Here is a 13,631-nt window from a genome sequence, read left to right as displayed (position 1 = left end):
ATCAATCAAATGGACGTGGACGAAACGCGAATCGCGACTTACCGTCCCGCCTTGTGACGTTCGACCAGCGCGATCCCGCGTTCATCGCCGACCCGTACCCGGCCTTCGCCGCCCTGCGCGCGGCCGGTGAGGTGCATCACCACGAGCAGATGGGCGTTGCCGTCGCCGTCTCGCACGCCGCCTGCTCCGCCGTCCTGCGGCACCGCTCGCTCGGGCGGATCTGGTCGGACGTGAAGCCGGTCGAGCAGTTCATGTCCTTCAACCTCCTGCACCGCAACTCGCTGCTGGAGAACGAGCCGCCGACGCACACCCGCCTGCGCCGCCTGGTCGCCGCCGCGTTCGGCCGCGGGCACGTCGAACGGCTGCGCCCGTGGGTCGCGGACCTCGCGGACAAGCTGGTCGACGAGCTCGTCGCGAAGATCAAGGACGAGGGCCAGGCCGACCTGCTCGCGCACGTCGCCGCCCCGCTGCCGGTCGAGGTGATCGCGGAGCTGCTCGGCGTGCCCGGCGAGGACCGCCACCTGCTCCAGCCGTGGTCGAACGCCATCGTGAAGATGTACGAGTACGGCCTGCCCGCCGAGCAGCAGGCCGCCGCCGAACGCGCCGCCACCGAGTTCGTCGCCTACCTGCGCGAACTGGTCGCGCTGCGCCGCAAGAACCCCGGCACCGACCTCGTCTCGGACCTCGTGGCCGTCACGGACACCGACGGCGCCCGGCTCACCGAGGACGAACTCGTCGCCACCGCCGTCCTTCTGCTGATGGCGGGTCACGAGGCCACGGTCAACGTCATCGGCAACGGCGTCTACGCGCTGATGGAGAACCGCTCGCAGTGGGAGCGCCTCTCGCCGGAGATCATGCCCACGGCCGTGGAGGAGCTCATCCGCTACGACTCGCCGTTGCAGCTCTTCGAACGCACGGCCACCGAACGCGTCGAGATCGCCGGCCACGTCATCGAGCCCGGTGAGAAGATCGCCGCCCTGCTCGGTGCCGCCGCCCGCGACCCGCTGGTGTTCGAGAACCCCGACACGCTTGACGTGGGGCGGGAGAAGAACCAGCACCTCGGCTTCGGCATGGGCATCCACTACTGCCTGGGCGCGCCGCTCGCCCGCATCGAGGTGGAGGCGGCGCTGTCGTCGCTGCACCGCAAGCTGCCCGGCGCGGTGCTGGCCGAGCAGCCGAACCGGCGGGCGGAGTTCGTGATCCGCGGCCTGCACTCGCTGCCGCTCGGCAGCGGAGCGTGACCGGCCGACCTGAGCACTTCGGCCAGTACATCGGCCTTGAATGAGTCAGCGGGCACGCCGTTTCCGATCGGCGTGCCTACCCTTGATCCGGCCCCGCTCGACCGTTGATCCTGCCGCAACCCTCCCGCCCGGCCGCCCATCCATCCACTGGACGTCGGCGCACGGTGCGGGGGCCGCGGCGGGCGTCCCCGCGCATCGGGAGAAAGCCATGCGCAGACGTTTGATGATCGCGAGCGCCGCAGTGTCCGCGTTCGTGCTGGGCCTTCTCGGGCCGGCCGGTGTCGCCGTCGCGGGTCCGGTCGGCACCGCCGCCGGTTTCGAGGACGACGACGCGAACCTCGCCCCGCAGGCACCGATCAACTTCGACTGGAACAGCTTCTCGCCGGCCACCTGGACCGGCACCGCGGGCTCCAGGACCGCGGCCAAGGTCACCTCCGGCTGGGCCTTCACCGGCCTCGAGGACCGGCAGGCGACGACCTCCGACTCCGGCTTCGCCGGCGGGACCAAGCAGGACAACGTCTGTCCGACCGTCGGCACCGCGAAGGCGTCCAACAAGGACGACCTCAAGCGCGTCTACGTCGCGAGCAAGACCGTCGGGACCAGCGTGTTCCTGACGCTCGCCTGGGTGCGCATCCCGCAGAACACGACCTCGCCGAGCGCGCACGTCGCGTTCGAGTTCAACAAGGGCACCACCTCCTGCGGCCCGTCCGGCCTCGTGCAGCGGACCGCGGGCGACATGCTGATCGTCTACGACTTCGAGGGCGGCGGCACCCCGGTGCTGAAGCTCTCCCGCTGGATCACCTCCGGCGCGTGTGAGGTCGGCAGCAACTCCGCGCCCTGCTGGAGCGTCGCGACCACGCTCTCCGCAGGCGTCGCCGAGGCGGCCGTGAACACCGGCTCCACCGCCCAGGACACCGTCGCGCCGACGACCGAGACGCTCGGCCTGCACGAGTTCGGCGAGGCCGGCATCAACCTGACCGCCGCCGGCGTCTTCGCCCCCGGTGTCTGCGAGGGCTTCGGCAAGGCCTACGCGGTCAGCCGCAGCTCCGGCCAGTCGTCCACCGCCCAGATGAAGGACCTGGTCGGGCCGGGCAACGTCAACATCCGCAACTGCGGTTCCGTCGCCGTCACCAAGCTCGGCAGCGACGGCGGCAGCCAGGCCGGCGCCGTCTTCACGCTGTACTCCGGCACCGGCACCGGCGGCACGGTCGTCGGCACCTGCACCGTGCAGGCGAACGGCTCGTGCACCCCGTCGTTCACCGACCTGCCCGTCGGCACCTACACGCTCGACGAGACGACGGTCCCCGCCGGCTACGACAAGGACCCGGCCCTGCCGTCCACGTTCAGCGTCGCGGCCGGGGAGAACAAGTCGCTGACGTTCACGAACCCGGCCCGCCCGGCGACCGTGAACGTGCAGAAGAAGGACGACGCGGGCGCCGCGGTGCCCGGCGCGGTCTTCACGCTCAGCCAGGGCGCGACGGTGATCGGCACCTGCACCACCGACGCCGCCGGGATCTGCCAGCCGCCGTTCACGAACCTGCCCGCCGGCACGTACACGATCGACGAGACGACGACCCCGACCGGCTACGCGAAGGACGCGTCCCTGCCGCTGACTTTCAGCGTCGCCCGCGGCGAGACCAAGAACCTCTCCTTCACGAACCCGAGGACGTTCAAGGTGATCGTGCTCGTCTGCCGCGAGGCCGACAGCACGCTGTACCCGAGTCCCGTCACGATCGACGGCCAGGCCGCGGGCAGCACGCTGTCCTCGGCGCAGGCGTCGGCCGCCGGGCTGAGCCAGGCCGCGCTGTGCGGCATCTCCACAGGTCAGCGCGGTGGTCTGCAGACCGGTGACCACTCCGCCAGCCCGATCTCGATCGGTTAGTACCGCCGGGGGAGCTTGAAACCCCGTTCCTTCATGACGACGCGCAGGCGGTCCGGGTAGTCGGTGATGATGCCGTCCACCCCGTCGTCGATCAGCTTGTGCATCGTCGCCGGGTCGTTCACCGTCCACGGGACCACCTTCAACCCGTGGCGGTGAGCGTCCCGCACCAGTTCGCGGGTCGTGAACGGCACGTAGTCCGGGTCGCCGACCTTGCCGCCCTGCGGGTTGCCGTGCACCGGCGACAGGGCGGCGGCACCGAAGCTGCGCGCCATCTTCGCGACGCTGCCGCCGAAGTCCGCGAGCTCGAGGCCACCGGTCCACGGCGACCCCGGCCGCAGCATCTCCGGCTGGGTCAGCGCCACCAGCGGGATGCGCGGCTCGACCTCGCGCAGGCGCATCAGGGTGCCCCAGTCGAACGACTGGACCGTCACGTTCGGCAGGAAGCCCGAGCGCCGGATCTCGCGGACGGCGCGCTGCACGAACTGCTCGCGCGGCGCGGTCTCGTGCGGCGCGGCGGCCTCGACCTTGGTCTCGATGTTGAAGCGGATCCCCCACGCGCGGTGCCGGCGGACGAGGTCGAAGAGCTCTTCCAGGGTGGGCATGCGGGCGCCCGGCGACAGCTCCTGGTCCGGGTACTGCGACCACCTCGTGCTGCCGCAGTCCAGCGTCCTGACCTGGGCGAACGTCAGGTCCTTGACGTACTTGCCGGCGTACGGGAACTCCGGGTCGCCGGGGAACGCGGGCGCGGTGTCGAGGCACTTCGCCGGGTTCGTCTTCCGGTCGTGGGTGATGACCTCGCGGCCGTCCCGCGTGATCTGGAGGTCGAGCTCCAGGGTCGTGACGCCGAGGTCGAGCGCCTTGCCGAACGCCTTCAGCGTGCTCTCGACGGTGAGACCGATGCCGCCGCGGTGTGCCTGGAGGTCGAAGTCCCGGTGGTGCGCCTGGGCGACGCCGGGTGCCGCCATCGCGATCACCAGAGCCCCGATGAGTGTCCGCATGCCTCCAACCTGGCACTCACCGCGGGACGCCGGCAGGTCCGCCAGGGCGAACGTCGGCTGAACAGATCAGCGGGGCGAACCGGAGGCCCGGACGGCGCGCAAGGGCGGTTCGGGAGCGTCCTTGACCTCCACCACGCGCATCAGCCGGACGGACGCGGCGTCCACCGGCAGCAGCAGCGTGGTGATCTGGCGGACGACCAGCGCCGACGTCACCGCGACGGCGGCGAGCAGCAGGTCGGCGAACGCGTGCAGCAGCACCCCGTCCGCGAGGGCCTGCGTGCTGGAGCGGAACGACCAGGCCACCACGAGCACGACCGTCAGCCCCGAGGCCACCCAGAGGCCCCACCACCAGCGCAGCAGCTTCGAGGGGTGCGGCCGTTCGTCGACGGGCCTGCGGGCCACGGCGTGTTCGAGCTCCGCGAGCACCGAGCCGGGCACCACGAGGTTCATGCCGGGCACGACCAGGCCGACCAGCACGTCCGTGTCCGACCGCGACGGTCCGTAGCCCACGAGCGACGCCGCGACGTTGCGCGCCCGCCGCAACCACAGCAGGCCGAGGAGCAGGGACAGGAAGCAGCCGGTGATCATGATCGCCGACGAGGACACCACCAGGGCGTCCGACGTGCTCACCACTCCCGCCGACAACGCGCCGAACCGGCTCAGCGCGACGAGCACGTAGCGCCAGATCTCGGACCCCGCGCCCCACACCGCGACGACGGCGAGCAGCCACAGCGAGTTCTGCACGGTGCGCGCGAGGCGGCGCACGCCGTCGACCGAGTCGGCCTGCTCGACCGTGCCGGGCACGGCCGTGGGCCAGCGCCACGCGAGCAGCGGGAAGCCCCAGCGCGGCGGGACCGGGTAGTTCGGCGGACCGCCGTAGGACGGCCGCTGCGACCGGGGCGGGGCCTGCGGGTACGCACCGGGCGGCGGGGTCGCCACCCAGTCCACGCGCATCGGCTGCAGCGGCTGCACGGTCAGATGACCTGCGGGTCCGAGCCGTCGACGCCGCCCTCGAGCGGACGCCCGGCGGCCTCCCAGTGCTGCATGCCGCCCTCGACGTTCACGGCCTCCCAGCCGTTCTGGTTGAGGTACTGGGTGACGCGGGCGGACCGGCCACCGGCGCGGCACACGACGTAGAGCTGCACGTCGTTCGGCACCTCTTCGAGACGGCCGCCGATCTCGCTCATGGGGACGTGCAGCGCGCCGGGCGCGTGGCCCGCGTCCCACTCGTCCTGCTCACGCACGTCCAGCAGGACGGCGCCCTCGGGCAGCTGCGCTGGGACGTCGGCGATCTCCACGCTTGGAACAGTCACGCCGTAGATGTTCCCATGCCGGAGGTTGCACGGACGTGAACCTCCGGCACGGGACCACCTCAGGCCACCCCCGCGATGGCGGGCCCGAGCCTGGAGAACTGCTCCTCGGTCAACGGCAGGGTCGCGCGACCGGCGCCGACCCGCTCCCAGAACGAGCCCTCCTTCGAGGGGAGCAGGTCCTTGCTGCTGTAGTTGGTCAGTTCCAGCTGCAGCATCAGGCCGTCCGGCCGGAACACCTCCATGATCTGCAGGAGCGTCTGGAACGGCTCGGCCGCGCGCACGCCGTGGAGTTGGACGATCGTGCCGTCCGGCAGCGTGGTCCGGTAGGGCGGCTGGCAGTCGCCGCTGGTCCAGATGTTGTCGTCGGCGTACTGGAGCGGCGTCCCCTCGAACCTGCCTGCGGCGAGCCGGACGCTGCCGACGCCGCCGGAGTCGCTCAGGTCGACCGCGTTCTCCAGGTACCGCTCCCCGTCGAGCTTCGGCGCCAGGTCGCTGACCTGCAGCTCGGGCAGTCGCTCGCGCACCGTGCCGATCCACTTCTGGACGTACTCGTCGTTCAGCTGCAGCGAACCGACGGGCACCTTCATCGCCCACTTCCGCTGGGCGATGTCGCACCGCGGCATCGAGAGGACCGCACGGCCGACGGGAGGTGGTGCGGTGGACGCCGGCGACCACGTCCCGTACGGGATCTGCGGCGGCGTGTTGACCCGCGGCCAGCCCACTGAGTTCTCCACACTCGTGGGACCCGCGTCCGGCCGGTCGGCCTGCTGCGGCCCCGGCGCGGCGAGGTTCAGCGTCGCGGCACCGATCCCGATGCCGGCGACCACCGCGAACGCGCCCAGCACGGCACCCGCGCGCTGCGCGAACACCCGGCGGCGGCCGCGCTTCACGACCAGGTCCAGCGTCGTCGTGGGAGGCGGCGCGGAGACGTCGAGAGCTCCGCGCAGCTCGTCTTCGATGTTCATCAGGCACACTCCGAGTTCACCGGTTCGCCGTACGCCTCGCGGAGCGCCGCCAAACCCCTGGCTGTCTGACTCTTGACGTTGCCGACCGAACACCCGAGTTCGGCCGCCGTCTGTTCGATGGACAGGTCGTGCACGAAACGCAGCACGAGCGCCGCTCGCTGTTTGGGCGCGACCTGTTGCAGGGCCGCGTTCAGCTTCGCGTCCGGGTCGGTGAAACCACCGCCCACACCCCGTTCGGGCAGGTCGGCGACCGGGTGTTCACGACCGCGGGCTCGCCGCCTGGTGTCGAGGAACGCGCGCGTCAGGGTCGTGCGGACGTACCCCTCCGCCGTTTCCCGCCTGATGGTCGGCCACTTCGCGTACGCCTTCACGAAAGCGTTTTGCGCGAGTTCTTCCGCCTCCGACCAGTCGCCGCACAACGCGTACGCCGTGCGCCTCGCCCAGTCGAACCTGCCGGTGAAGAACTCCGAGAACTCCTCGTCTCGTCGCACTCCGGTCCCCCATGCCTCTGCCGCGTTCCGCACTCAATACGCGGTCGGCCCCTTCAGGGTTGCACGCACGAAAAACGGGCCGCCCCCGTGAGGGACGGCCCGTTCTCCTGTGGTGGAACTAGTGCGCGATGGCCTTCTCGGCGCCCGCACCGGTGAGGGAGCGGACCTCCATCTCGGCCTGCTTGGCGGGGTCGGCCTTGTCCTTCGAGAGGATCGTGCCGATGTAGCCGAGCAGGAACGCGACGGGGATCGAGACGATGCCGGGGTTCGACAGCGGGAACAGGTCGAAGTCGGCGTTCTTGAACATCGAGGTCGGCTTGCCGGAGACGGCGGGCGACAGGATGATCAGCGTGATCGTCACGATCAGACCGCCGTAGATGCTCCACAGCGCGCCCGAGGTGTTGAACCTCTTCCAGAACAGCGAGTAGAGGATCGTCGGCAGGTTCGCCGAGGCGGCGACCGCGAAGGCCAGTGCCACGAGGAACGCGATGTTCTGGCCGTTGGCGATGATGCCGCCACCGATGGACACGAGGCCGATGACGATCGCGGTGAGGCGGGCGACCTTGACCTCGGAGTCCTTGTCCTCCTCCTGGCCCTTCTTGATGATGTTGGCGTAGATGTCGTGGGCGAACGACGCCGACGCCGTGATCGTCAGGCCCGCCACGACCGCGAGGATCGTCGCGAAGGCGACCGCCGCGATCAGGCCGAGCAGGATCGGGCCACCCAGTTCCAGCGCGAGCAGCGGGGCGGCCGAGTTGGCCTTGCCGGGCGCCGCGTTGATCTTGTCCGGGCCGACGAGCGCGCCGGCGCCGTAGCCCAGGACCAGGGTGAACAGGTAGAAGATGCCGATCAGCCAGATCGCCCAGACGACCGAGCGACGGGCTTCCTTCGCCGTCGGCACGGTGTAGAAGCGCATCAGGATGTGCGGCAGACCCGCGGTGCCGAGGACCAGCGCGAGGGCCAGCGACAGGAAGTCCAGCTTGCTGGTGCCGGTCGCGCCGTACTGCAGGCCGGGGCCGAGGAGCTTCTCGCCCGCCTTCGGGGCGGCGTCGACCGCGGCACCGAGCAGGGACGAGAGGTTGAAGCCGTACTTGGCGAGCACCCAGACGGTCATGATGCCCGCACCGGCGATCAGCAGGACCGCCTTGATGATCTGCACCCAGGTGGTGCCCTTCATGCCGCCGATGAGGACGTAGGCGATCATCAGGGCGCCGACGACGGCGATGACGAGGGCCTGGCCACCGGTGCCCGTGATGCCGAGCAGCAGGGCGACGAGACCACCGGCACCGGCCATCTGGGCCAGCAGGTAGAAGAACGAGACCGCCATCGTCGACGTGGCCGCCGCCGCGCGGACCGGGCGCTGGCGCATCCGGAAGCTCAGGACGTCGCCCATCGTGTACTTGCCGGTGTTGCGCAGCAGTTCGGCGACGAGCAGCAGCGCGACGAGCCACGCCACCAGGAAGCCGATCGAGTACAGGAAGCCGTCGTAGCCGTTGAGGGCGATGGCGCCCGCGATGCCGAGGAACGACGCGGCCGACAGGTAGTCACCGGCGATCGCGATGCCGTTCTGCGGACCGGTGAACGCGCGGCCCGCCGCCAGGTAGTCGGCGGCGGTCTTCGTGTTGCGGCTCGCCCGGATGACCACGATCAACGTGGCGATGACGAAGACGCCGAAGATGCTGATGTTGAGGATCGGGCTGGACTCGTTCACTTGCCGTCTCCCTCGATCTCGTTGCGGAGCTTCTCCGCGAGCGGGTCGAGGTTCTTGTTGGCGTGCCGCACGTAGAGCGTCGTGATCACGAACGTGGACACGAACTGCAGCAGGCCGAAGATGAGCCCGACGTTGATGTTGCCCAGCACCTTGGTGGACATGAAGTCGTGCGCGTAGTCCGCGAGCAGCACGTACAGCAGGTACCACGCGAGGAACAGTCCGGAGACGGGGAAGACGAACTTGCGGAGTCGGTGCTTCAGCTCGGCGAAGTCATCACTGGCTTGGACGTCGGCCCACTTCTGCGCGTCTGGGGCCGACTCAGACGGGGTGTGATCGACGGTGCTCACAGGCCCCTCCTCGCGGTACTCGTCGTAGGTGTCAGCAACGTGACGTGCACGTAATGCCTCCAGGTGCGGTCCGTTCTTGGTCGAGAACCGTATGGAGACTTGAGTCACTCAGGTAAGGCCCCGTTCGTGCCGTTGCGCCCAGCAGTCGGGTGATGCGACGAACGGTCAGTATGCGTAGACGAACTGCACTCTGCGTGACGTAGTTCACCGTTCACCGATTCGAGTGACCAATTTTCACCCATTTGAAACGGTGACTACTTACCGTGTGCGACCGGCTCCCCTGCGCTTGTCGTCGGCCATCCTGGCCTTCTCCTCGGCGGTCCCGAACCGGGCGATGTCGCGGTCGCGGATGAAGCCCAGCGGGTCCGGCGCGTGCAGCCGCAGCAGGATCTGGCTGACGTCCGCCGGCACGCGTCTGCGGGTCGCCTTGCTGACGACGATCATGGTGATGAACGCGACCGGGACGGTGATCAGCGCAGGTTGGGTGATGAACGCGGGCGCCCACCGGCCGGTGTAGGAGCTCACCACGCTGACGACCTGCGCGCTGATGACCATGCCGCCGCCGACCACCAGACCGCAGACGGCGCCCACCCAGGTCAATCCCCGCCACCAGATGCCGAGGACGAGAAGCGGGCAGAACGTCGACGCCGCCAGCGCGAACGACATGGCCACCGTCAGTGACGCGTCCGAGCGCGGCAGCAGCAGTGCGAGACCTATGGCGACGAGTCCGGTGAACACAGTTGCCCACCGGAAGTCACGAACCTTGCCCGGCATGATGTCCGTCGAGACCACGCCGGCGACCGACACCACGAGCCCGGACGAGGTCGACAGGAACGCCGCGAACGCGCCCGCCGCGACGATCGCGCCGACGATCTGACCACCCAGGTTCGGCAGCATCGTCTCGGGCAGCATCAGCACCGCCGCGTCGGTCTTGCCGTTCACCAGCAGCTGCGGCAGGTACAGCCGCGAGAGCACGCCGAGCACCGTCGGGAAGATGTAGAAGAGGCCCAGCAGGTAGAGCACGTGCAACGCCGTGCGGCGGGCCGCCTTGCCGTCCGGGTTGGTGTAGAAGCGGACCAGGACGTGCGGCAGGCCCATCGTGCCGAGGAAGGTCGCGAAGATCAGCGAGTACGTCCGGATCAGCTCGGAGATCCCGCCGGTCTGCGGCCGCGTCCAGTCGAAGTTCGACGTCGGCGAGCCCTCGACCACCGGCACCGGGCTGCCCGCGGTGAACTCCATCGTCGTGCCGGGGCTCAGCTCGTAGACGCCGCGGCCCCAGAACACGGCCCCGTCCGCGTCCCTGCCGTCGATCTGGCCGCGCACCTTCAACGTCAGCGGCTGGTCGACGCGGACCTTCACGACCTGCTCCGCCACGGTGACCGTCTCGGCCTGGGGGAAGCGGACCACGCCGTCGTCGCTGATCGGCTGCGTGCCCCGGTCCGGCGAGGCGAGGAACACCACGAACAGCACGAACGTGGGCGCGGCGATCGCGAAGAGCTTGCCCCAGTACTGGAACGCCTGCACGAGCGTGATCGCGCGCATGCCGCCGCCGAGCACGTTGACCACCACGATCGCCGTGACGATCAGGCCGCCGAACCACGCGGGCAGACCGGTGATCGTGGTCAGCGTGAGGCCCGCGGACTGCAGCTGCGGCACCAGGTACAGCACGCCGATGCAGACCACGAAGAACGTGCTGAAGTGCCGCACGTTCACCGACCCCAGCCGCGCCTCGGCGAAGTCCGGCAGCGTGTAGGCACCGGACCGCCGCAGCGGCGCGGCCACGAACAGCAGCAGCGCGAGGTAGCCCGCGGTGAAGCCGATCGGGTACCAGAGGGCGTCGACGCCGTCCTTGAGCACGAGCCCGGCGACGCCGAGGAACGACGCCGCGGACAGGTACTCGCCGGAGATGGCGGCGGCGTTGCGGGTGGCGGGGATCGCGCGGCGCGCCACCAGGAAGTCCGGGGTGGTGTTGGCCTTGCGCGAGCCGACGTAGCCGAGCAGGAACGTCACGCCCGCGACGAGGACTATCGCGCCGAGGCTCCAGTAGGTGGTGTCCATGTCAGCGGTCGACCATGTTCACGAAGTCGCGCTCGTGCCGTTCGGCCTGCCTGCGGAAGACCCACCCGACGCCGTAGAGGACCGGGAAGGGCGCGAGACCGAGCACGAGCCACGGGACGGGGATGCCGAGGACCTGCAGGTCCGCGATCGACGGCACCAGGTAGAAGGTGATCGGCAGCAGGCACATGCCGATCAGGACCGCGAACGCGAGCCCGAACGCGGACTTGAGCTGCTGCCGGATGAGGTCGCGGACCAGCTTCTCACCGACGCTGGTCTGCTCCTCCAGCTCGATGATCGTGCGCAACGCCTTGCCGCTCTTCTTCGTGGAGTCGGCGAGCACGACGCGACGTCGGCGCGGCCTGCTGCCCTGCTCGCCGAGCCAGGCCTCCCGCGCCGGAGGCTCGGGCTTGCCCGCGTCGTGCCTGCTCACCAGCCGCTCTTCGGCGGTCGCACGATCCGTTCCTTGAGCTCCTTGGTGTGCCGGCGGCTGACCGGGAGCTCCTTGGCACCCTCGCCGGTGCCGATGACGACCGCGTACCCGTTCGCCGTCATGCGCAACTCGCTGACCAGCGGCAACGCCACCAGGTACGAGCGGTGGATGCGCACGAAGCCCGCGTTCGCCCAGCGCTCCTCGAGCTGCGCGAGCGGGATGCGGACGAGGTGGCTGCCGTCCTGCGTGTGCAGGCGGGCGTAGTCGCCCTGCGCCTCGACGTACCGCACGGACGCGCGCGGCACGAGCTTGATGGTGCCGCCGAGCTCGACGGGGATGACCTCGTCGTCGGTCGGCTCGGCGGGGTTCTGCGCGGCCTGACCGGTCGGCGCCGCGGGAGCCGCCGTGCGCCCCACCCGGTCCGCGACCCGCGAGATCGCCTTGAGGACGCGTTCCTCGTTGATCGGCTTGTTGATGAAGTCGAGCGCGCCGACGTCGAACGCCGTGACGAGCGCGTCCCGTTCCTCGACACCGGTCACGAAGACGAGCGCCGGCGGGTACCGGAACGCGCTGAGCACCCTCGCCAGATCCATGCCGGACAGGCCGGGCATGTTGATGTCCGCGAACACCGCGTCGACCGGCGGCAGGCCGGCCTTGGTCCGCGCCATGACCTCCTGCTCGTAGTCACCCCTCAGGATGCGCAGAGCCTCGGCGGCGTCGAAGGCCGTGAGGACGCGCCGGATGTGAGGACTGCTCTCGAGCAGGAACTTGATCTCGCTCAGGCCGGGAGCCTCGTCATCGACTGCGAGGACGAGGAGACCGGTGTTGTCTTGGGTGCTCACTGTGTCGGGCATCTTGCCCATCAATGTGCGGTCATGTCTACGCCGGGGTAGGCCTCGACACGCCCGGTGAAACCGAACTGATGCTCACAGCCCGAATCGGGACCAGCGAGCACGTTCCTCGACGCTGGCCAGCACCTGCGTCACGAGATCGCCCGATCGGGTGGAGGCCCCGGTGAACCCCAGCTTGGCCAGCAACGGTTTGCGCGGCTCCGCGATGGTGAGCTCGGCGTCCGGGAACCGCTTCGCGATGACGCTGCGGATCGTCCCGATCCCGTCGACGAGCCCGAGCTGCTGCGCCTTGCTGCCCGTCCACACCTCACCGCTGAAGAGGTCGGCCTCGGCACTGAGCTTCGCGCCGCGCCGTTCGGTCACCCACGCCTTGAACTGCTCGTGCAGGTCGGCGTGCAGGCCCTTGAGCCACTCGACGTCCTCGGGCTTCTCGGCCTGGAACGGGTCGAGCCGCACCTTGTTCTCGCCCGCGGTGTAGACCCGGCGCTCGACCCCGGCCTTGTCCAGCAGCCCGTTGAGCCCGAACCCGGCGCTCACGACGCCGATGGACCCGACGAGGCTCGTGCCGTGCGCGTAGATCTCGTCACCGGCACACGCCAGCCAGTACCCACCGGACGCCGCCACGTCCTCGCAGAACGCGAGCACCGGCACGTGCTTCTTGGTGGCGAGCTCGCGAATCCGTTCCGCGATGAGCGCGCTCTGGGTCGGCGCGCCGCCGGGAGAGTTGATGAGCAGAGCCACGGCGATCAGCCGCTCGTTGTCGAACGCGCGGTTGATCGCCGACTCGACGTTCTGGAGGCTGATCGTGTTGCGCGCGACAGGCGAGGACTGCGGGGTGATGACCCCGTGCAGCCGCACCGCCGCGACCACCGGAGGCCGCTCACCCCGGTCCATGACCCTGGGGAGCCGGGCAGCGATCTTGTCCGTGACGCTCATGTACTCGACAGTACGTGCGTTTCGCGGACACGCGGGAGCCACGATAGCGGTTGGTTGCTCCCGCGTGACCTGGAACACAAAGGTGCTAGGTTCGGGCTGTGACGTTCAACCCGATCCGCTGGCTCGAACGGTATGTCGAGTGGTGGGACGACCGGGGCAGGCAGAACGCCGCCGGGCCGACGCCGATGCACATCTACTGGATGTGGGTGAGCTGGAGCGTGTGCGCCGTCGTGCTGATCACGACTCTGGCGGTGGCAGCACGCTGATCAGCACTTACAGCTGTTGAATCCCTTGGCGGTGCACTTGATGCAGACGCGGACGCGTTCGGGTGCCTTCGGTTCGTGCACTGGTTGATGGCCTTTACTCGCGGCCGGCCCCTGCGTTTTTCAACGACCGGCGGATCATTGG

Annotated in this window: 14 protein-coding genes; 3 read left to right on the top strand and 11 right to left on the bottom strand. The window is 69.6% G+C overall.

Annotated features, from left to right (window positions below; all coding sequences use genetic code 11):
• Positions 1-53: 53 nt before the first annotated feature.
• Positions 54-1,241 (top strand): cytochrome P450, encoded by a 1,188-nt coding sequence (locus tag ABZX02_RS14260; RefSeq protein ID WP_355298155.1) that lies wholly within the window; start codon positions 54-56, stop codon positions 1,239-1,241.
• Positions 1,242-1,449: 208 nt separating this feature from the next.
• Positions 1,450-3,123 carry a SpaA isopeptide-forming pilin-related protein gene (locus tag ABZX02_RS14255; protein ID WP_355298153.1) on the top strand — a complete coding sequence of 558 codons (1,674 nt, stop codon included), beginning with the start codon at positions 1,450-1,452 and terminating at the stop codon, positions 3,121-3,123.
• Here ABZX02_RS14255 and ABZX02_RS14250 read toward each other — a convergent pair.
• The 11 genes from ABZX02_RS14250 to ABZX02_RS14200 all read right to left on the bottom strand — a co-directional run bounded on the left by ABZX02_RS14250 (position 3,120) and on the right by ABZX02_RS14200 (position 13,223).
• Complete coding sequence (locus tag ABZX02_RS14250; RefSeq protein ID WP_355298151.1) at positions 3,120-4,121, bottom strand: glycerophosphodiester phosphodiesterase; 1,002 nt, start codon at positions 4,119-4,121, stop codon at positions 3,120-3,122. The two genes, ABZX02_RS14255 and ABZX02_RS14250, sit on opposite strands and share 4 nt — an antisense overlap.
• A gap of 66 nt (positions 4,122-4,187) precedes the next feature.
• Complete coding sequence (locus ABZX02_RS14245) at positions 4,188-5,093, bottom strand: DUF4328 domain-containing protein (protein ID WP_355298149.1); 906 nt, start codon at positions 5,091-5,093, stop codon at positions 4,188-4,190.
• Between the two features lie 2 nt (positions 5,094-5,095).
• Positions 5,096-5,434 (bottom strand): rhodanese-like domain-containing protein, encoded by a 339-nt coding sequence (locus ABZX02_RS14240; protein ID WP_355298147.1) that lies wholly within the window; start codon positions 5,432-5,434, stop codon positions 5,096-5,098.
• Positions 5,435-5,493: 59 nt separating this feature from the next.
• A complete protein-coding gene (locus ABZX02_RS14235) occupies positions 5,494-6,399 on the bottom strand; it encodes a hypothetical protein (protein WP_355298146.1) in 906 nt (301 codons plus the stop codon).
• Positions 6,399-6,890, bottom strand: a complete 492-nt coding sequence (locus tag ABZX02_RS14230) for a SigE family RNA polymerase sigma factor (RefSeq protein WP_355298144.1) — start codon at positions 6,888-6,890, stop codon at positions 6,399-6,401. The genes ABZX02_RS14235 and ABZX02_RS14230 overlap by 1 nt, the downstream gene beginning before the upstream one ends.
• Positions 6,891-7,008: 118 nt before the next feature.
• Positions 7,009-8,601: a cation acetate symporter gene (locus ABZX02_RS14225; protein WP_355298142.1), complete on the bottom strand. Its 1,593-nt coding sequence runs from the start codon at positions 8,599-8,601 to the stop codon at positions 7,009-7,011.
• Positions 8,598-8,948, bottom strand: coding sequence for a DUF485 domain-containing protein (locus ABZX02_RS14220; protein WP_355298140.1), 351 nt, complete (start codon positions 8,946-8,948; stop codon positions 8,598-8,600). Before ABZX02_RS14220 ends, ABZX02_RS14225 begins: the two co-directional genes overlap by 4 nt.
• A gap of 258 nt (positions 8,949-9,206) precedes the next feature.
• Entirely contained in the window at positions 9,207-11,006 is a 1,800-nt protein-coding gene (locus tag ABZX02_RS14215) for a cation acetate symporter (RefSeq protein ID WP_355298138.1), read from the bottom strand.
• A gap of 1 nt (position 11,007) precedes the next feature.
• The gene (locus tag ABZX02_RS14210) at positions 11,008-11,436 is read right to left on the bottom strand and encodes a hypothetical protein (RefSeq protein WP_355298136.1); all 429 of its coding nucleotides are present in this window, start codon (positions 11,434-11,436) and stop codon (positions 11,008-11,010) included.
• On the bottom strand, positions 11,433-12,299 hold the full coding sequence (locus ABZX02_RS14205; RefSeq protein WP_355298134.1) for a LytTR family DNA-binding domain-containing protein: 867 nt from the start codon (positions 12,297-12,299) through the stop codon (positions 11,433-11,435). The genes ABZX02_RS14210 and ABZX02_RS14205 overlap by 4 nt, the downstream gene beginning before the upstream one ends.
• A gap of 63 nt (positions 12,300-12,362) precedes the next feature.
• The gene (locus tag ABZX02_RS14200) at positions 12,363-13,223 is read right to left on the bottom strand and encodes a S49 family peptidase (protein WP_355298132.1); all 861 of its coding nucleotides are present in this window, start codon (positions 13,221-13,223) and stop codon (positions 12,363-12,365) included.
• A 98-nt stretch (positions 13,224-13,321) separates the two neighbouring features.
• On the opposite strand from ABZX02_RS14200, the gene ABZX02_RS14195 reads away from it, so the two are divergent.
• On the top strand, positions 13,322-13,489 hold the full coding sequence (locus tag ABZX02_RS14195; RefSeq protein WP_166048541.1) for a hypothetical protein: 168 nt from the start codon (positions 13,322-13,324) through the stop codon (positions 13,487-13,489).
• Positions 13,490-13,631: the final 142 nt, after the last annotated feature.

The organism is Lentzea sp. NPDC003310 (genome assembly GCF_040610935.1).
In the GTDB taxonomy this organism is placed as follows: Bacteria; Actinomycetota; Actinomycetes; order Mycobacteriales; family Pseudonocardiaceae; genus Lentzea.
The sequence above is the reverse complement of the archived record's forward strand: the minus strand, read 5'-3'. Positions and strand labels throughout refer to the sequence as shown.

Bases quoted from the DNA above. Each gene is read 5' to 3' on its own strand.
- ABZX02_RS14255 (WP_355298153.1), top strand. From the start codon at position 1,450: ATGCGCAGACGTTTGATGATCGCGAGCGCCGCAGTGTCCGCGTTCGTG.
- ABZX02_RS14250 (WP_355298151.1), bottom strand. From the start codon at position 4,121: ATGCGGACACTCATCGGGGCTCTGGTGATCGCGATGGCGGCACCCGGC.
- ABZX02_RS14235 (WP_355298146.1), bottom strand. From the start codon at position 6,399: ATGAACATCGAAGACGAGCTGCGCGGAGCTCTCGACGTCTCCGCGCCG.
- ABZX02_RS14215 (WP_355298138.1), bottom strand. From the start codon at position 11,006: ATGGACACCACCTACTGGAGCCTCGGCGCGATAGTCCTCGTCGCGGGC.
- ABZX02_RS14205 (WP_355298134.1), bottom strand. From the start codon at position 12,299: ATGGGCAAGATGCCCGACACAGTGAGCACCCAAGACAACACCGGTCTC.
- ABZX02_RS14200 (WP_355298132.1), bottom strand. From the start codon at position 13,223: ATGAGCGTCACGGACAAGATCGCTGCCCGGCTCCCCAGGGTCATGGAC.